Source organism: Sphingomonas sp. BK235 (genome assembly GCF_004345855.1).
Taxonomy (GTDB): domain Bacteria; phylum Pseudomonadota; class Alphaproteobacteria; order Sphingomonadales; family Sphingomonadaceae; genus Sphingomonas.
Genome location: NZ_SLXN01000005.1, coordinates 92728 through 110355 on the forward strand (window position 1 = coordinate 92728; position 17628 = coordinate 110355).

Consider the following 17628-nt stretch of genomic DNA (forward strand, 5'->3'; position numbering starts at 1 on the left):
CGCGACGCGGCTAGCAGGCGCGCTTGTCCCGCGCAGGAGCCGCATGACCGATCTCGCCATCCTCTATGAACATCCGCGCTGGTTCGCGCCGCTGTTCGCCGCGCTCGACCGGCGCGGGGTCGATTATGTCGCGCTGCCCGCGGACGGACTCGCGGTCGATCCCGCGGCGCCGCCACCGGCGCGCGTCGTGTTCAACCGAATCGCGATGTCGAGCTTCCTGCGCGCGCCCGAGCATCCGATCTTCCACGCGGCCGCGGTGCTGGCGCAATGGCAGGCGCGCGGCGCGCGCGTGCTCAACGGCGCCGGGGCGCTCGCGCTCGATTCGTCCAAGGCGCGCCAGCTCGCGCTGATCGCCGGGCTGGGCCATGCCATCCCCGCGACGCGGTCGGTGCATCGCGCCGCCGATCTGCCCGCCGCGGCGGCGGGGCTGCGCTTCCCGATCGTGGTCAAGGCCAATATCGGCGGCTCGGGCGCGGGGATCACGCGCTACGACACGCCCGAGGCGCTGACCGCGGCGGTGGCCGGGGGCAGCGTGCCCGACAGCATCGACCGCGTGCTGCTGGCGCAGGAATATGTCCCGGTGCGCGGCGGCGCGATCACGCGGATCGAGACGCTGGCGGGGCGCTTCCTCTACGCCATCGCGGTGGACGGCGGCGGCAGCTTCGACCTGTGCCCCGCGGACGCCTGCGCGCTGCCCGGCGGCGCGGCGATCACGATGAGCCGCGTCGAGCCCGCCCCCGCGCTGGTCGAGGCGGCCGAGGCGATCGTCGCGGCGGCGGGGATCGACGTCGGCGGGGTCGAGGTGCTGGTCGACGATCGCGACGGCATCGCGCGCTTCTACGACATCAACGCCTTGTCCAATTTCGTCGCCGACCCGTTGACCGTGCTCGGCTGGGACCCGCACGAGCGGCTGGTCGACTGGCTGGTGGCGGTGATCGACGAGGCGCGCGCGTGAGATACGGTTTCTGGATGCCCGTGTTCGGCGGCTGGCTGCGCAACGTCCGCGACGAGGGGATGAGCGCGAGCTGGGATTATGCGCGGCGGCTGACGCGCGACGCTGAGCGCTGGGGCTATGACCTGACGCTGATCGCCGAGCTGAACCTCAACGACATCAAGGGCATCGACCAGCCAGCGCTCGACGCCTGGTCGACCGCCGCGGCGCTGGCCGCGGTGACCGAGCGGATCGAGCTGATGGTGGCGGTGCGGCCCAATTTCCACCATCCCGCGCTATTCGCCAAGGCCGCCGCCAATATCGACCGGATCGCCGGCGGGCGGCTGTCGCTCAACGTCGTGTCGAGCTGGTGGGCCGACGAGGCGAAGCAATACGGCCTCCCATTCGACCAGCACGACGATCGCTACGCGCGCACCGCCGAGTGGCTGGCGGTGGTGGACGGGCTGTGGCGCGAGGACCGGTTCAGCTTCGACGGTCGCTTCTATCGCACCGAGGCGGCGATCTGCGCGCCCAAGCCGGTGGCGCGCCCGATCGTCTACGCCGGGGGCGAGAGCGAGACGGCCAAGACGATGATCGCGACGCAGTGCGACGCTTATGTGATGCACGGCGATCCGGTCGCGGCGATCGCGCCCAAGATCGCGGACATGCGCGCGCGCCGCGCGCGGGTGGAGGGCGCCGCGCCGATGCGTTTCGGCATGGCGGCCTATGCGATCGTGCGCGACAGCGAGGCCGAGGCGCAGCGCGAGCTGGAGCGGATCACCACCGTCACCGATCTGCCCGCGGGCTACGACAATTTCGACCAGTGGCTGTCGGGCACCCAGCTCGAGCGCGAGCTCAAGCTGCAGGAATATTCGGTGTCCAACCGCGGATTGCGCCCGCGGCTGGTGGGCACGCCCGAGCAGCTGCGGCAGCGGATCGCGGACTATGAGGGCGCCGGGCTCGACCTGCTGCTGCTCCAGATGAGCCCGCAGGCGGAGGAGATGGAGCGGTTCGCCGCGCAGGTGATGGGCACCGCATGATCGCGCTGGACCGCGTCTCCAAATTCTACCCCGACGGCACCGCGGCGCTGGACGCGGTGTCGCTGGAGGTGCCGCGCGGGTCGGTGTTCGGCGTGATCGGGCGGTCGGGCGCGGGCAAGTCGACGCTGCTGCGCCTCATCAACGGGCTGGAGCGGCCGAGCGCGGGCGAGGTGCGCGTCGACGGCATCGCGCTGGCGCAGGCCGACGCGCGCGCGCTGCGGCGGCTGCGGCGGCGCGTCGGCATGATCTTCCAGTCGTTCGGGCTGCTGGCGCACCGCACCGTGGCGGCGAACGTGGCGTTGCCGCTCGAGCTCGCCGGGGTGGCGCGCGACGAGCGCGCGGCGCGCGTCGCGGCGCTGCTCGCGCGCGTCGGGCTGAGCGAGCGCGCCGACGCCTATCCCGCGCGGCTGTCGGGCGGGCAGCGCCAGCGCGTCGGCATCGCGCGCGCGCTCGCCACCGCGCCCGATATCCTGCTGTGCGACGAGGCCACCAGCGCGCTCGACCCCGAGACGACGCGCGCGGTGCTGGCGCTGCTGGGCGAGCTCAACCGCGAGCTGGGGCTGACGATCGTGCTGATCACGCACGAGATGGAGGTGGTGCGCGCGGTGTGCGACCGGGTGGCGGTGCTCGACCGCGGGCGGCTGGTGGAGAGCGGCGCGGTGGACACGGTGTTCGCCGACGCGCGCCTCGCCGCGACGCTGGCGCTGCTGGGGGATGCGGCATGAGCGGCTTCTTCGCCAACATCGTCTGGGGTGACATCCTGGTCGCGACGCGCGACACGCTGGTGATGCTGGGCGGGTCGCTGGCGCTGACGATCGCGCTGGGCGTGCCGCTCGGCGTGCTGCTGCATCTCACCGCGCCGGGGCAGCTCGCCGCGCGCGGCGGGCTTCACCGCGCGCTGGGCGTGGTGGTCAACGTGCTGCGCTCGATCCCCTTCGTGATCCTGCTGATCGTGATGATCCCGCTGACGATGCTGCTGGTCGGCACCTCGCTGGGGGTGGCGGGGGCGATCCCGCCGCTGGTGGTGGGGGCGGCGCCCTTCTACGCGCGGCTGGTCGAGCAGGCGCTGCGCGAGGTGCCGCGCAGCACGGTCGAGGCGGTGCAGGCGATGGGGGCGACGCGCTGGCAGATCGTCACGCGCGCGCTGCTGCCCGAGGCGCTGCCTGGGCTGGTGTCGGGCGCGACCGTCACCGCGGTGGCGCTGGTGTCGTTCACCGCGATGGCGGGGGTGGTCGGCGCGGGCGGGCTGGGCGACCTGGCGATCCGCTACGGCTATCAGCGCTTCCAGACCGACGTGATGCTGGTCACCGTCGCGCTGCTCGTGCTGCTCGTGCAGCTGCTACAATATGCCGGCGACCGGCTCGCGCGCCGGCTCGACCATCGTTGAGGAAGGCCATGATCCTGCGTCGTCATCTCGCCCGCTTCGTGCCGGCGCTGCTGCTCCCCGCGCTGCTGCTGTCGGCGTGCGGCGGCGGCCGGAGTGACCCGAACCGGCTGACCGTCGCCGCCACCGCGGTGCCGCACGCCGAGATCCTGGCGCAGGTCGCGCCGGAGCTGGCGAAACAGGGGGTGACGCTCGACGTCCGCGTCTTCAACGATTACGTCCAGCCCAACCTCCAGGTCGATCAGGGGCAGATCGACGTCAACTACTTCCAGACCAAGCCCTATCTCGACCAGTTCAACCGCGAGCGCGGCACCAGGCTGGTGCCGCTGGCGGGGGTGCATGTCGAGCCGCTGGGCGCCTATTCGCGCCGCTGGAAGGCTCTGGCGCAGCTGCCGCAGGGGGCCAGCGTGGCGATCCCCAACGAGCCGAGCAACGGCGGGCGCGCGCTCCAGCTGCTCCAGAAAGCGGGGCTGATCCGGCTGCGCGCCCCCGCCGACCCGCTCGCGACGCTGCGCGACATCGCCGCCAACCCCAGGGGCTTGCAGTTCCGCGAGCTCGAGGCGGCGACGCTGCCGCGCGTGCTGGGCGAGGTGGACCTGGCGCTGATCAACACCAATTACGCGCTCGACGCCAAGCTCAGCCCGGTCCGCGACGCGCTCGCGATCGAGGACAAGGACTCGCCCTATGTCAATTATCTGGTCGGGCGCCCCGGCAGCGCCGACGACCCGCGCGTGCGCAAGCTGATCGCGGCGCTGCGCAGCCCGGCGACGCGCGCCTATATCGAGAAGACCTACGCCGGCGCGGTGCTGCCCGCCTTCTGAGCCGCGGCGCGGCGCTCCGCCATCATCGTCAGCCAGCGGCGACGGAGCACCGCGCGCCGCTCGGGATAGCGTTCGTCGAGGAAGTCGACGCGCGCCAGCCGGTCGGTGCGGAACATGCGGAAGCCCGCGCGCAGCTCGCACCAGCCGATCAGCACGCGCTTGCCGTCCATATAGCCGACCAGGAAGGGCCAGATCGTCCGCTCGCTCGGCGCGCCGCCCGCGTCGGCATAAGCGATCCGCAGCTTGCGCCCCTGGAGGCTCCACGCGCGCAACCGCGCGACATCCACCCCCGCGTCGCCGCGCTCGCTCCACGCCGGCGGGGTGATGACCGCGGGCTCGTCGATCGCGGCGCGCAGCCGCTCGGGCACCACCGCGGCGATCTTGGCGAGCACGTCCGCGGCGGCGCGCGCGAGCCCGTCGTCGGCATGGACGACCACCCATTGCGCGCCGAGCACCACCGCCTCCACCTCGTCCGAGGTGAGCATCAGCGGCGGCATGTCGAAGCCGCGATCGAGCACATAGCCGATCCCCGCCTCGCCGCGGATCGGCACGCGCTGCGCCACCAGCGCGGCGATGTCGCGATAGACCGAGCGGCGGCTGGTCTCGAGCTCGGCGGCGATCGCGTCGGCGGTGAGCGGCGCGCGCGCGCGGCGGAGCAGCTGGACGATCTCGAACAGGCGGTCGGCGCGGCGCATCGCGCTCTTCTAGCCCGCCACCCCCGCGCCGGCGAGCGGCAGCAGCAGCCACAGCGCGGTGGCGGTGAAGCCGAGCGCGCCGAGCCACAGGTCGCGCCGCGTCATGCCACGGGCACCGCGTCGCGCGCGGCGGCGCGCGCGAAGGCGGGGCGCGCGGCGAGCCGCGCGGCATAGGCCGCGATCGCGCCGTCCTGCGGCAGCAGGTGGCGCGCCCAGCCGAGCGTGCCGCCCAGCATCACGTCGGCGGCGCTGAACCGCTCGCCCAGCAGGAACGGGCCGGCGGCGAGCGCGGCGTCGAGCCGGCGCAGCGCCGCGGCGAAGGCGGCGGGGGCGGGGCCGTCGGGGCTGGCCATGCGCGCGAAGATGGCGGGGCCGAACTCGCCCTCGATCCAGCTCAGCCAGGTCAGATAGGCGCCGCGGTCCGCGTCGCCGATCGCGGGGGCGAGCGCGGCGGCGGGGAAACGATCGGCGACATAGGTCGCGACCGCGGCGCTCTCGGTCACCAGCGCGGCGTCGTCGCGCAGCGCGGGGACCTTGGCGTCGGGGTGCGGGTTGGCGGGATCGGGGCCGTCGCCGCTGCCGTCGCCGTAGCGGATCGAGACGTAGCGGAGCTGATAGGGCGCGCCGAGCTCCTCGAGCAGCCAGACGATCCGGCTCGAGCGGGAGCGGGGGGCGTGGAAGAGCGTGAGCATCGGTGATCTCCGCGGCCGGGATGGCCGTCAGGCAAGCGGTAGCGGGGGGCTGCTGCCAGCGTGGTGGCAGCAGCGTGACGACGGCGACCGGCTCCCCGACGAGGAGACGCCGGAGCCCGGAGGAGGTGTGGCGAGAGGCTGGGCGACCGCGCTTGGACCACGACGGTGCTCCTGCGGACGCAGGAGCCCAGCGCCACGAACCTTATCCTCGCGGCCCTGGGCTCCGGCGTTCGCCGGAGCACGCCGCTGATCCACACCGCGGCTCTTCACGACGGGTAGCGCGATCGCCGCCTTGCGGGATCAATGATCGGCGTGGCCGGCGCCGATCAGCGCGGCGTCGCCAGTGTCGCCTGCTGCCATCGCTCGGCATCGAACAATGGCGACAGAAGAACGAAGCGCGGATAGACATAGGCCAGCCGCCATATGTCTGTATTGTTGCTGAGTGATCGTCGCGCCGGCCGGGACGATGATGCGGAAACATCTGTTGACGTCTTCGTCAGACGTGACATAGTCGAACCTCTTCGCTTGATCTGGCACGCTCAAGCTAGAAGGGATGGTCGATGACCAGAATGGCGAATACCGCAGAAATCTTGCCTTTTCCTCCGAGCCGCGACGGGCGGCGCCACACGCCCCCCGCGTTGATGGCCGCGGCGCTGGAGCTGATGGAGTCGCGCGGCGGCGGGCAGGGACGGTTCGATACCGGCATGGCCGGCGTGCTGCTGGTGCGCTCGTTCCAGACGATCATGCCCGTGCCGAACGTCTACAAGCCGTCGCTCTGCATCGTCCTGAAGGGCGCGAAGCAGATCATGTTCGGCGACAGCTCGCTCGATTACGGCGAGATGGAATGCCTGATCGTCAACGTCGAGGTGCCCGCGAGCGGGCGGATGGTCGGCGCCACGCCCGACACGCCCTATCTCGGCATGACGATCGAGTTCGACACCGCGATCCTGCGCGAGCTGCTCCAGCAGGTGCCCGCGCCGCCGCGGAGCGCCGCCGCGACGCCCTCGATCTTCGTCGGCCAGGTCGACGAGCAGCTCGCCGAATGCCTCACGCGGCTCGTCCGGCTGATGGGCAATCCCGGCGCGATCCCGGTGCTGAGCCCCGCCTTGCTGCGCGAGATCCATTATTGGCTGCTCACCGGCCCCTATGGCGCCGAGATCGCCAAGCTGGCCGCGCCCGAGACGCATGCCGAGCGGGTCGCGCGCGCGATCCATTACGTGCGCGATCATTTCGCCGAGCCGCTGCGGGTCGAGCAACTGGCCGAGGTGGCGAACATGAGCCCCTCGTCCTTCCACCACCATTTCAAGACGATGACCTCGATGTCCCCGGTCCAGTACCAGAAGCAGCTGCGGCTGGTGGAGGCGCGCCGGCTGATGCTGTCCGAGGCCGCGAACGTGTCGGAGGCGGCCTATCATGTCGGCTATGAGAGCGCGTCGCAGTTCAGCCGCGAATATACGCGCTCGTTCGGGATCGCGCCCAAGCGCGACGTCATGATGTTCAAGGAGTTGCTCGCGCAGGCGACCGCGCGCTGAGGGGTCGCCGGCGCGCGCGCCGGTCGGACGTGCTGTCTCGGAGGATCGGGCAGATAATCCCCGGCTTCGGGCATGGTGATCGCCCGGCACGGGCATAGGTTGGCCGTCGACGCCCTCGCAACGACCTCGACGGAGACTTCCCATGACCCGCTGGACCATGTCCGACATCGTTCCGCAGCACGGCCGCGTCGCTTTGGTGACGGGCACCGGCGGACTGGGGCTGGAGGCAGCGCTCGCGCTGGCGCGCGCGGGCTGCGACGCGATCGTCGCGGGGCGCGATCCGCGCAAGGGCGCCGCCGCGGTCGCGCACATCCGCGCCGCGGCGCCGCGCGCGAGCGTGCGGTTCGAGCAATGCGATCTCGCCGATCTCGGCTCGGTCGCGGCCTGTGCCGAGCGCGTCGCCGCGCGCGACGACCGGCTCGACATCCTCGTCAACAATGCCGCGGTGATGGTGCCGCCCGTGCGGCGGCTCACCGCCGACGGATACGAGCTGCAGTTCGGCACCAACCATCTCGGCCATGTCGCGCTGACCGCGCACCTGCTGCCGCTGCTCCGCCGCGCCCCCGCGGCGCGGGTGGTGGCGGTGTCGAGCATCGCGGCGACGCGCGGGCGGATCGACTTCGACGATCTGCAGGCGGAGCGCGACTATCGTCCGATGGCCAGCTACGCCCAGTCGAAGCTCGCCTGCCTGATGTTCGCGCGCGAGTTCGAGCGGCGCAGCCGCGCCGCGGGCTGGGGCGTCAGCGCGATCGCGGCGCATCCCGGGATCGCGCGCACCGACCTGATCCACAATGGCGCGGGGCCGCGCAGCGTGCAGGGGCTGGTGCGCACCTATCTGCCCTTCCTGTTCCAGCCGGTCGCGCGCGGCGCGCTGCCGACGCTGTTCGCGGCGACCGCGCCGGGGGCGGAGCCCGGCGGCTATTACGGGCCGGACGGCCTCGCCGAGCTGCGCGGCTATCCCGCGGCGGCGCGCGTCCCCGCCGCGGCGACGCAGGAGGCGGTGGCGGCGCGCCTGTGGGACGAATCGGAGCGGCTCGCCGGGATCCGCTTCGCCGTGCCGCGCGCGATCCCCGCGCCGGCCTACGCCTGATCCTCCCTCACCGCGCGAGCGCCAGAGCCATGACACGCACCGACACGCCGGACCCGAGCGCGGCGCGCGCGACGATCGACCCCGCCGCCGGCCCCGCGCCGTTCGCGGGGCGCCGCGCCGCGCTGCTGCTCGGCGCGCTCTTCCTGGTGAGCCTGATCGCGCAGATCGACCGCATGCTGCCCTTCATCCTCGCCGAGGCGATCCGCGCCGATCTGTCGCTCAGCGACACGCAGATCGGGCTGATGACGGGGATCGCCTTCGCCTTGTGCTACGCGCTGCTGTCGCTGCCGATGGCGCGGCTCGCCGATCGCGGCTCGCCGCGCGGGGTGCTGCTGGCCTGCGCGACGGTGTGGAGCGCGATGACCGCGCTGGGCGGGCTGGCGACCGGCTTCGCGACGCTCGCCGCCAGCCGCTTCGGCGTCGCGCTGGGCGAGGCGGGGGCGATGCCGTCGAGCCACGCGCTGATCGCGCGGCGGCTGCCGCCCGCGCGGCGCGGGCTCGCGATCGGGATCTTCTCGATGGGGATCCCGCTGGGCACGATGATCGGCTTCGGCGCGGGGGGTGCGCTGAGCGAGGCGCACGGCTGGCGCGCGGTGCTGCTGGGCGCGGGCGCGCTGGGCGCGATCGTCGGGCTGCTGGCCTATGTCGCGGCGGGACCGGCGCCGCGCGTCGCGCGCACCGTCGCGGGCGCGCCGGGGGCGGGATCGAGCCGCGCGCTCGTCGCGCTGCCCGCCTTTCGCGCGATCCTGGTCGCGGCGGTGTGCATCGGCTTCGCCTCGGCCCCCTTCTACGCCTTCGCCGCGACCTTCCTGATCCGCGCGCACGGACTGAGCGCGACCCAGGCGGGGCTCGCCTTCGGGTTGCTGCAGGGCGGGCTGGGGATCGTCGGGACGCTGCTGGGCGGGCGCGGTTTCGACGCCGCGGTGCGCGCCGGGGCGCCGACGCTGCTGCGCGCGCCCGCGCTCGCCTTCTTCCTGGCCGCGGGGGCGACCGCCGCCGCGCTGTTCGTTCCCGACCGCCGCCTCGCCATCCTGCTGCTCACCCCCGCGATGTTCGCGTTCGCCTTCACGCTGCCGTTCGCCTTCGGTGCGGCGCATCGCGTCGCGGGCGCGGGGAGCGAGGCGATGGCGTCGAGTCTCGCGCTGGTCGCCTCGGGGCTGCTCGGCCCCGCGCTGGGGCCGCTGATCGTCGGCGCGGTGAGCGATCGCGCGCGCGACGCCGGCGTGGCGAACGGGCTCGGCGTCGCGCTGCTCGTCGTCCCGCTCGCCTGCGCGGCCACCGCGGTCGCCTGTCTCGGGGTCGATCGGCGGCTCGCGGCGGCGCGAAGGCGCGCGGTGGCGCTATAGCGGCGGCGCGGCCGTGTCGGCGGCGGCGTCGCACGCGCGCACCACCGCGACGAAGGCGCGCAGCGTCGCGGGCGTCTGGCGGTTGCGCGCATAATAGAGGCACAGCCCGCCGATCCGCGGCGACCAATCGTCGAGCACCACCGCCAGCCGCCCCGCGCGCACCGCCTCCGCCGCATAGGGCGTCGGGACGAAGGCGATCCCGAGCCCGTCCGTCGCCGCTTCCACCATCAGCCCGCTGTGATCGAGCGTCAGCGCGCCCGGCACGTCCACCGCGACGTCCTCGCCGGCGCGCGCGAACTCCCAGCGATAGGCCTTGCCGCTCGGCAGGCGCTGGCGGATGCAGCGATGCTGCGCCAGCGCGGCGGGCGTGTCGGGGGCGCCGTGCGCGGCGAGATAGGCGGGCGCGGCCACCGCGACGAAGCGCGTGTCGCCCCCGAACGGCACCGCCACCATGTCCTGCGGCACCGCCTCGCGCAGCCGCACGCCGGCGTCGAACCCCGCCGCGACCACGTCCACCAGCCGGCCGTCGGTGGCGAGGTCGAGCGCGACGCGCGGGTGGCGCGCCAGGAAGGCGGGCACCGCGTGGCGCAGCAGCCAGCGCGCGCCGCCCTCGTTGGCGTTGATCCGCAGCGTGCCGCTGATCCCGTCCCGGTCGGGGCCGACCGCGCCGAGCATCTCGTCGAGGTCGGTCAGCGCGGGGGCGAGCCGCGCGAGCAGCCGCTCGCCCGCCTCGGTCAGCGCGACGCTGCGCGTGGTGCGATGGAGCAACCGCGCGCCGAGCCGCTGTTCCAGCCCGCGCAGCGCGTGGCTCAGCGTCGGACGCGCCACCCCGGCGACGTCCGCGGCGCGGCGGAAGCTGCGGTGCTGCGCCACCAGCACGAAGGCGCGGAGCTCGGTGAGGCTGACGTCCGCCATTGGTGCCCTTTCTTCACCAAGCCGTTGCGATTGGGCGGCCTTATACCACAGATCGCGACGCCGTATCTGCTGGCGTGAAGGAGATCGCCATGAAGAGATGGTTCATCACGGGTGCCTCGTCGGGGCTGGGCTATGGCATGACCGAGCGGCTGCTCGCGCGCGGCGACGCGGTGGTCGCGACCGCGCGGCGCGTCGCGGCGCTGGACGCGTTGCGTGCCGCCTACCCAGAGCGGCTGACCGTCGCGGCGCTGGACGTGACCGACACCGACGCGCTGCGGCGCACGGTCGACCGAGCCTTCGCTGCGGCGCCGATCGACGTGGTGGTCAGCAACGCGGGCTATGGCCTGTTCGGCGCGGCAGAGGAGCTGTCCGACGCGCAGATCGCGCGCCAGATCGCCACCAATCTGACCGCGCCGATCCAGCTCGTCCGCGCGGTGCTGCCGCACCTGCGCGCGCGCGGCGGCGGGCGCGTGCTCCAGGTCTCGTCCGAGGGCGGGCAGACGACCTATCCCGGCTTCAGCCTGTATCACGCGAGCAAATGGGGGATCGAGGGCTTCGTCGAGGCGGTGGCGGACGAGGTGGCGCCGTTCGGGATCGCCTTCACGCTGATCGAGCCGGGGCCGACCGGGACCAACTTCGGTGCGGCGCTCGACCAGGCGCCGGCGAGCGCGGCCTATGCGTCGAGCCCCGCGGGGGCGATGCGCACCGCGATCACCACCGGCGCGTTCGAGCTGACCGGCGACGCCAACCGCACGGTCGCGGCGATGATCGCGGCCGGGGACGCCGCGACGCCGCCGCGACGGCTGGCGCTGGGCAGCACCGCTTACGTCAACATCGAGCGCGCGCTGGACGCGCGGCTCGCGGCGCTGCGCGCGCAGCGCGACGTCGCCTACGCCGCGGACCGGTCGTGATCGCGCGGCCGGCGCTGCTCGCCGCCGCGCTGGCGGGGGTGGCGGGGAGCGCGGCGCCGTACCCGGATGCGCGGGTCGCGCCGCCGCGCAACGCGGTGCTCGGCACGTGGCGGATGGTCGCGGCGACGCTCGAGCAGGATGGCCGGGTGACGCATCCTTATGGCCCGCGTCCCGCGGGGATGCTGGTGTTCACCGCCGACCGGCATTTCGTCGAGGTGCTGACCGATCCGGCGACGCCGCGCTTCGCCTCGGACCGGCGCGGCGGCGGGTCGGACGCGGAGAACCGCCGCGCGATGGCGGCGGGGATCGGCTTCTTCGGCACCTATGCGGTGGACCGTGACGGCCGGTTCGCGGGCAATCGCGTGGAGGGCGCGACCTTCCCCAACTGGGTCGGCGCGGTGCGCGATGCGCGCGCGCTGCGGCTGGAGGTGGCGGGCGATCGCATGACCGAGACCTTCACCCGGCCCGACGGCGGACGGCTGCGCGCGGTCTTCCGCCGCGTGACCCAGCCGTAGCGCGCGGGGGGGACGGGGATCGGGGATCGGGTCGGCTTCCCGCCCGCGCGCTCAGCGGCGGATCGGCGCGCCGTGCGGGCGCGCGCCGAGCGTCTCGTGCATGCGCGGCGCATCGAGCCAGAAGGGCGCGAGCTTGTCCGCGCCGGCGCGCTCGACCCCGATCGCATAGGCCGCGGCGGTCTGCGCCGCGAGCGTGCCGCTGCGGTAGCGCGCGTCCACCGCGGCGACGGGGACGAACATCGCGCGCCCGCCGGCGTCGAGCGGCACGATCGCCGCGCGCGGCAACGTCAGCAGCAGCGGCACGACGCGCCGCTCGCCGGGGGCGAGCGCGAAGGGCGCCACCGCGGCGCGCGACGGCGGCTGCGCGAACAGCGCGGCGAGCTCGGCCTGCTGGTCGCGGTGCGCGCTGAGCAGCCAGGCGCCGAGCTGGATCGCCTCGGCGGGGGCGTCGCCCTCGTTGACCAGCTCCAGCTCGGCGTCGAGCGTCGCGGTGAGCAGGTTGATCCCGCCGCGGCGCGGCCGGAGCGCGAGCGCGAGCCACGCGCGCGGGCTGTCGACGGTCGGTGCGGCGGGCGCGGGGCGCGGGGCCGGCGGGGTGACCGGCGTGGCCGCGGGCGACGGTGCGGGGGGCGCCGCCGCAGGCGTCGGCGCAACTTCCGCTGAACGTGTAGCGGCGCGGCGGCGCGCCCAGACGAGGGCGCCGATCGCGACGATCAGCGCGAGCAGCCCCGCGAGCGGCCACAGCGATGATCGCGGGGGCGCGGGCGCTGCTGCGGTGGGCGCGGGCGGCGACGCGGGGGAAGCCGGTGCGATGGGGGGCGTTGCGGCTGTCGGCGAGCGCTCAGGGGCCGATGTCGGGGTCGCGCGCGGGGACTGCCGCGGCGCGGGTGTCGTTGCGGCCGCGGACGGCGGGGCGCTCGGGGTGACGCGCGGTGTCGGGGTGGTGCGCGGCGTCGGCGTCGCGCGCGGCGTCGCGGTGGCGCGCGGTGTCGGAGTCGCACTCGGCGTCGGCGCGACGCGCACCGGCGCGACCACCGCGGGGCGCGCGTTCGGCCCGGGCGGCAGCGACCAGCTGATCGGCGGAGGCACCGCCGAGTCGGCCGGAGGGACGGCCGTGACGGGTGGCGGCGTCGCCGGCGGCGGGGTCACGGGCGGCGCCTGCTGCGCCACCGCGGGCGCGGCGCCCGCGAGCGCGAGCAGCGCCGCCAGGGGGATACGCATGAACATCGCGCATCCCGCTACCGCGCCCGCGGCGCAGGTCAACCGCCGCGCCGCGCCGCGGCGCCGCGCCCCCGCCCGGTTGACGCTCCGACACGACGAGCCTATATCCCGCGCTCTTCCTTCGGGTCCGGGACATGACACGCCGTCGCGCAGCGGGTCATACGTATGGGGTCGAGGGGTTCAGGACGCTGAAGGTCGCCGTCTCCCGCCCGCCGGGATCAGACGCGCGGCCTTTCGCCGTTCGGTCCCATGCGCCCGTATATTCTGGCTGACGAGGCACACGCTCCTATGGCAACCAAGGCGATCGACGCGGGCTCCGCGCGCTCCGACCGGCTCAGCGGCACGCGCAAGCGGCGCATCCGCAAGGTCTTCGGCAACATCCACGAAGTCGTGCAGATGCCGAACCTGATCGAGGTCCAGCGCGAGAGCTACGAGCAGTTCCTGCGCTCGGATCCCTCGATTGGCTATGTCTCGGGTCTCGAGAAGACGCTGCGCAGCGTGTTCCCGATCCGCGACTTCGCCGGCACCGCCGAGCTCGACTTCGTCACCTACGAGCTCGAGCCGCCGAAGTTCGACGTCGAGGAGTGCCGCCAGCGCGGCATCACCTACGCCGCGCCGATGCGCGTCACGCTGCGCCTGATCGTGTTCGAGGTGGATCCCGATACGGAGACCCGCTCGGTGCTCGATATCAAGGAGCAGGACGTCTACATGGGCGACATGCCGCTCATGACCGAGAACGGCACCTTCTTCATCAACGGCACCGAGCGCGTCATCGTCTCGCAGATGCACCGCTCGCCGGGCGTGCTGTTCGACCACGACCGTGGCAAGACCCACGCGAGCGGCAAGTACCTCTTCGCCGCGCGCGTCATCCCCTATCGCGGCTCGTGGCTCGACTTCGAGTTCGACGCCAAGGATATCGTCAACGTCCGCATCGACCGGAAGCGCAAGCTGCCGGTCACGGCGCTGCTGTACGCGCTGGGCCTCAACTCGGAAGAGATCCTCAACCACTTCTACAACCGCGTCACCTATGTGCGCGGCGAGGGTGGCTGGCAGATCCCGTTCGCGCCCGAGAACTGGCGCGGCGTGAAGCCGACCTTCGACCTGATTGACGCCGCCTCGGGCGAGGTGGTGTTCGCCGCGGGCACCAAGGTGACCCCGCGCGCCGCCAACAAGGCGGGCAAGGACGGGCTGCAGACGCTGCTGATCCCCACCGAGGAGATCTACGGCCGCTATTCCGCCTATGACCTGATCAACGAGACCACCGGCGAGATCTACGTCGAGGCCGGTGACGAGCTCGGGCCGGAGAGCCTGGAGAAGCTCGACAAGGCCGGGATCGACCGGATCGAGCTGCTCGACATCGACCATGTCACCACGGGCCCGTGGATCCGCAACACGCTCAAGGCCGACAAGGCCGAGGAGCGCGAGCAGGCGCTGTCCGACATCTATCGCGTGATGCGCCCCGGCGAGCCGCCGACGCTGGAGACCGCGGAGTCGCTGTTCGCCGGCCTGTTCTTCGATCCGGACCGCTACGACCTGTCGGCGGTGGGCCGCGTCAAGCTCAACATGCGCCTCGACCTCGACGCCGAGGACACGGTGACGACGCTGCGCACCGAGGACATCCTCGCGGTGGTCAAGACGCTGGTCGACCTCAAGGACGGCAAGGGCGAGATCGACGACATCGACAATCTCGGCAACCGCCGCGTCCGCTCGGTGGGCGAGCTGCTCGAGAACCAGTATCGCGTCGGCCTGCTGCGCATGGAGCGCGCGGTGAAGGAGCGCATGTCGTCGGTCGACGTGTCGACGGTGATGCCGAACGACCTGATCAACGCCAAGCCCGCGGTCGCCGCGGTGCGTGAGTTCTTCGGCTCGTCGCAGCTGTCGCAGTTCATGGACCAGACCAACCCGCTCTCCGAGGTGACGCACAAGCGTCGCGTCTCGGCGCTCGGGCCGGGCGGCCTCACCCGCGAGCGCGCGGGCTTCGAGGTCCGCGACGTCCACCCGACGCACTATGGCCGCATCTGCCCGATCGAGACGCCGGAAGGCCCGAACATCGGTCTGATCAACTCGCTCGCGAGCTTCAGCCGCGTCAACAAATACGGCTTCATCGAGACGCCGTACCGCAAGGTCGTCGACAACAAGGTCACCGGCGAGGTGGTCTATCTGTCGGCGATGGAGGAGGCCAAGCACACGATCGCGCAGGCCTCGGCGGACCTCGACGCGGACGGCCGACTGACCGAGGAGCTGGTCTCGGCGCGCCAGGCGGGCGAGTTCCTGATGGCGTTGCCCGAGACGATCACGCTGATGGACGTCAGCCCCAAGCAGCTCGTGTCGGTCGCGGCGTCGCTGATCCCGTTCCTCGAGAACGACGACGCCAACCGCGCGCTGATGGGCTCGAACATGCAGCGCCAGGCGGTGCCGCTGGTCAAGGCCGAGGCGCCGTTCGTCGGCACCGGCATGGAAGAGACCGTCGCGCGCGATTCGGGCGCGGCGATCGCCGCCAAGCGGGCGGGCGTGGTCGACCAGGTCGATGCCAGCCGCATCGTGATCCGCGCCACGGGTGACGTCAGCGCGACCGAGTCGGGCGTCGACATCTACACGCTGATGAAGTTCCAGCGCTCGAACCAGTCGACCTGCATCAACCAGCGCCCGCTGGTGAAGGTGGGCGACGTGGTTAACGTCGGCGACGTCATCGCGGACGGCCCGTCGACCGAGTTCGGCGAGCTGGCGCTGGGCCGCAACGCGCTCGTCGCGTTCATGCCGTGGAACGGGTATAACTACGAGGACTCGATCCTCATCTCCGAGCGGATCGTGAAGGACGACGTGTTCACGTCGATCCACATCGACGAGTTCGAGGTGATGGCGCGCGACACCAAGCTCGGGCCGGAGGACATCACCCGCGACATCCCGAACGTCGGCGAGGAAGCGCTGCGCAACCTCGACGAGGCGGGCATCGTCTACATCGGCGCCGAGGTGGAGCCGGGCGACATCCTGGTCGGCAAGATCACGCCGAAGGGCGAGAGCCCGATGACGCCGGAGGAGAAGCTGCTCCGCGCCATCTTCGGCGAGAAGGCCAGCGACGTGCGCGACACCTCGCTGCGCCTGCCGCCGGGCGTCGCCGGGACGATCGTCGACGTGCGCGTGTTCAATCGCCACGGCATCGACAAGGACGAGCGCGCGATGGCGATCGAGCGCGAGGAGATCGAGCGCCTGAAGAAGGACTCGGACGACGAGCGCACGATCCTCAACCGCGCCACCTGGTCGCGCCTGCGCGAGATGCTGCTCGACCAGGTCGCCACGGCGGTGCCGAAGGGCCTGAAGAAGGGCGCCACGATCGACATGGACCTGCTCGACAGCGTCGACCGCCACGAGTGGTGGAAGTTCGCGGTGCAGGACGACGCGGTCCAGGCCAATCTGGAAGCGGTCAAGGCGCAGTATGACGAGGCCGCCAAGAAGATCCGCGACAAGTTCGAGGATCGCCGCGAGAAGCTGGAGCGCGGCGACGAGCTGCCGCCGGGCGTGCTCAAGATGGTCAAGGTGTTCGTCGCGGTGAAGCGCAAGCTGCAGCCGGGCGACAAGATGGCCGGCCGCCACGGCAACAAGGGCGTGATCAGCCGCATCCTGCCGGTGGAGGACATGCCGTTCCTCGCCGACGGGACGCCGGTGGACCTCGTGCTCAACCCGCTGGGCGTGCCGTCGCGCATGAACGTCGGGCAGATCTTCGAGACCCACCTCGGCTGGGCCGCGCGCGGCCTGGGGCAGCAGATCTCGCACGCGCTGGAGGACTGGCGCGAGGCCAACCCCGACGCCACGGCGGGCGAGATGCCCGCGGCGGTGAAGGAGCGGCTCGAGACCGTCTATGGCGAGCATTATCTCGACGACATCCGCGCCCGCGACGGCAACGAGATCGTCGAGCTGGCGCAGAACCTGAAGGCGGGCGTGCCGATGGCGACCCCGGTGTTCGACGGCGCGGTGGAAGCCGATGTCGCCGAGATGCTGGAGCTCGCCGGGCTCGATCGCTCGGGCCAGTCGGACCTGTTCGACGGGCGCACCGGCGACCAGTTCGACCGCAAGGTGACGGTGGGCATCATCTACATGCTCAAGCTGCACCACCTCGTGGACGACAAGATCCACGCGCGCTCGATCGGCCCCTACTCGCTCGTCACCCAGCAGCCGCTGGGCGGCAAGGCGCAGTTCGGCGGCCAGCGCTTCGGCGAGATGGAGGTGTGGGCGCTCCAGGCCTATGGCGCCGCCTACACGCTGCAGGAGATGCTGACGGTGAAGTCCGACGACGTCGTCGGCCGCACCAAGGTCTACGAGGCGATCGTCAAGGGCGACGACACGTTCGAGGCCGGCATCCCCGAGAGCTTCAACGTGCTCGTCAAGGAGATGCGCTCGCTGGGTCTCAACGTCGATCTCAAGACGATGGAAGAATCGTCGGACGACGACGGCATCGCGATCGCGGCCGAGTGAGCAGATAACACCGTTCGTCCTGAGGAGCCGCTGAGCGAAGTCGAAGCGGCGCCTCGACGGACTGA

General features: G+C 72.5%; 16 protein-coding genes. 11 read left to right on the plus strand and 5 right to left on the minus strand.

The genetic code is table 11. The features are described from left to right. The first annotated feature begins 43 nt into the window (after positions 1-43). From EV292_RS14105 to EV292_RS14125, 5 genes are read left to right on the plus strand one after another with little or no spacing between them, the layout of a single operon-like run. Positions 44-955, plus strand: coding sequence for an alpha-L-glutamate ligase (locus tag EV292_RS14105; RefSeq protein WP_132909877.1), 912 nt, complete (start codon positions 44-46; stop codon positions 953-955). Further along, entirely contained in the window at positions 952-1971 is a 1020-nt protein-coding gene (locus EV292_RS14110) for an LLM class flavin-dependent oxidoreductase (RefSeq protein WP_132909878.1), read from the plus strand. Before EV292_RS14105 ends, EV292_RS14110 begins: the two co-directional genes overlap by 4 nt. Beyond that, positions 1968-2696: an ATP-binding cassette domain-containing protein gene (locus EV292_RS14115; RefSeq protein WP_132909879.1), complete on the plus strand. Its 729-nt coding sequence runs from the start codon at positions 1968-1970 to the stop codon at positions 2694-2696. Before EV292_RS14110 ends, EV292_RS14115 begins: the two co-directional genes overlap by 4 nt. Next, positions 2693-3358, plus strand: a complete 666-nt coding sequence (locus EV292_RS14120) for a methionine ABC transporter permease (protein WP_132909880.1) — start codon at positions 2693-2695, stop codon at positions 3356-3358. Before EV292_RS14115 ends, EV292_RS14120 begins: the two co-directional genes overlap by 4 nt. An 8-nt stretch (positions 3359-3366) precedes the next feature. Beyond that, a complete protein-coding gene (locus EV292_RS14125) occupies positions 3367-4176 on the plus strand; it encodes a MetQ/NlpA family ABC transporter substrate-binding protein (RefSeq protein WP_132909881.1) in 810 nt (269 codons plus the stop codon). Here the strand turns inward: EV292_RS14125 and EV292_RS14130 are convergent. The 3 genes from EV292_RS14130 to EV292_RS14140 form a co-directional block, all read right to left on the minus strand. Then, complete coding sequence (locus EV292_RS14130) at positions 4146-4871, minus strand: YafY family protein (protein WP_132909882.1); 726 nt, start codon at positions 4869-4871, stop codon at positions 4146-4148. The genes EV292_RS14125 and EV292_RS14130 overlap by 31 nt on opposite strands. Positions 4872-4972: 101 nt before the next feature. Next, entirely contained in the window at positions 4973-5563 is a 591-nt protein-coding gene (locus tag EV292_RS14135) for a glutathione S-transferase (protein WP_132909883.1), read from the minus strand. Between the two features lie 326 nt (positions 5564-5889). Further along, complete coding sequence (locus tag EV292_RS14140; protein ID WP_165927118.1) at positions 5890-6072, minus strand: hypothetical protein; 183 nt, start codon at positions 6070-6072, stop codon at positions 5890-5892. 81 nt (positions 6073-6153) lie between these two features. Between EV292_RS14140 and EV292_RS14145 the strand changes: the two genes are divergently transcribed. From EV292_RS14145 to EV292_RS14155, 3 genes are all read left to right on the plus strand, one after another. Continuing rightward, positions 6154-7095 carry an AraC family transcriptional regulator gene (locus EV292_RS14145; protein ID WP_243693779.1) on the plus strand — a complete coding sequence of 314 codons (942 nt, stop codon included), beginning with the start codon at positions 6154-6156 and terminating at the stop codon, positions 7093-7095. A gap of 142 nt (positions 7096-7237) precedes the next feature. Continuing rightward, positions 7238-8185, plus strand: coding sequence for an SDR family oxidoreductase (locus EV292_RS14150; protein WP_132909885.1), 948 nt, complete (start codon positions 7238-7240; stop codon positions 8183-8185). A 29-nt stretch (positions 8186-8214) separates the two neighbouring features. Beyond that, positions 8215-9531 (plus strand): MFS transporter, encoded by a 1317-nt coding sequence (locus tag EV292_RS14155; protein WP_132909886.1) that lies wholly within the window; start codon positions 8215-8217, stop codon positions 9529-9531. Here the strand turns inward: EV292_RS14155 and EV292_RS14160 are convergent. Next, a complete protein-coding gene (locus EV292_RS14160; protein ID WP_132909887.1) occupies positions 9526-10446 on the minus strand; it encodes a LysR family transcriptional regulator in 921 nt (306 codons plus the stop codon). The genes EV292_RS14155 and EV292_RS14160 overlap by 6 nt on opposite strands. An 89-nt stretch (positions 10447-10535) precedes the next feature. Here EV292_RS14160 and EV292_RS14165 point away from each other — a divergent pair, with 89 nt between their 5' ends. Further along, complete coding sequence (locus EV292_RS14165) at positions 10536-11357, plus strand: SDR family oxidoreductase (RefSeq protein WP_132909888.1); 822 nt, start codon at positions 10536-10538, stop codon at positions 11355-11357. Next, positions 11354-11872: a lipocalin-like domain-containing protein gene (locus tag EV292_RS14170; RefSeq protein WP_132909889.1), complete on the plus strand. Its 519-nt coding sequence runs from the start codon at positions 11354-11356 to the stop codon at positions 11870-11872. Before EV292_RS14165 ends, EV292_RS14170 begins: the two co-directional genes overlap by 4 nt. 51 nt (positions 11873-11923) lie before the next feature. On the opposite strand, the gene EV292_RS22915 is transcribed toward EV292_RS14170, so the two are convergent. Continuing rightward, a complete protein-coding gene (locus EV292_RS22915) occupies positions 11924-13093 on the minus strand; it encodes a hypothetical protein (protein ID WP_207913434.1) in 1170 nt (389 codons plus the stop codon). Between the two features lie 288 nt (positions 13094-13381). Here EV292_RS22915 and rpoB point away from each other — a divergent pair, with 288 nt between their 5' ends. Beyond that, positions 13382-17563 (plus strand): DNA-directed RNA polymerase subunit beta, encoded by a 4182-nt coding sequence (gene rpoB, locus EV292_RS14180; protein WP_132909890.1) that lies wholly within the window; start codon positions 13382-13384, stop codon positions 17561-17563. Positions 17564-17628 lie beyond the last annotated feature (65 nt).

What these genes read in the sequence shown, in the direction of transcription:
- EV292_RS14120 (WP_132909880.1), top strand. Translation starts at nt 2,693, where the DNA reads ATGAGCGGCTTCTTCGCCAACATCGTCTGGGGTGACATCCTGGTCGCG.
- EV292_RS14155 (WP_132909886.1), top strand. Translation starts at nt 8,215, where the DNA reads ATGACACGCACCGACACGCCGGACCCGAGCGCGGCGCGCGCGACGATC.
- EV292_RS14160 (WP_132909887.1), bottom strand. Translation starts at nt 10,446, where the DNA reads ATGGCGGACGTCAGCCTCACCGAGCTCCGCGCCTTCGTGCTGGTGGCG.
- EV292_RS14165 (WP_132909888.1), top strand. Translation starts at nt 10,536, where the DNA reads ATGAAGAGATGGTTCATCACGGGTGCCTCGTCGGGGCTGGGCTATGGC.
- EV292_RS14135 (WP_132909883.1), bottom strand. Translation starts at nt 5,563, where the DNA reads ATGCTCACGCTCTTCCACGCCCCCCGCTCCCGCTCGAGCCGGATCGTC.
- EV292_RS14115 (WP_132909879.1), top strand. Translation starts at nt 1,968, where the DNA reads ATGATCGCGCTGGACCGCGTCTCCAAATTCTACCCCGACGGCACCGCG.
- EV292_RS14125 (WP_132909881.1), top strand. Translation starts at nt 3,367, where the DNA reads ATGATCCTGCGTCGTCATCTCGCCCGCTTCGTGCCGGCGCTGCTGCTC.
- rpoB (WP_132909890.1), top strand. Translation starts at nt 13,382, where the DNA reads ATGGCAACCAAGGCGATCGACGCGGGCTCCGCGCGCTCCGACCGGCTC.
- EV292_RS14150 (WP_132909885.1), top strand. Translation starts at nt 7,238, where the DNA reads ATGACCCGCTGGACCATGTCCGACATCGTTCCGCAGCACGGCCGCGTC.
- EV292_RS14130 (WP_132909882.1), bottom strand. Translation starts at nt 4,871, where the DNA reads ATGCGCCGCGCCGACCGCCTGTTCGAGATCGTCCAGCTGCTCCGCCGC.
- EV292_RS14140 (WP_165927118.1), bottom strand. Translation starts at nt 6,072, where the DNA reads ATGTCACGTCTGACGAAGACGTCAACAGATGTTTCCGCATCATCGTCC.
- EV292_RS22915 (WP_207913434.1), bottom strand. Translation starts at nt 13,093, where the DNA reads ATGCGTATCCCCCTGGCGGCGCTGCTCGCGCTCGCGGGCGCCGCGCCC.
- EV292_RS14105 (WP_132909877.1), top strand. Translation starts at nt 44, where the DNA reads ATGACCGATCTCGCCATCCTCTATGAACATCCGCGCTGGTTCGCGCCG.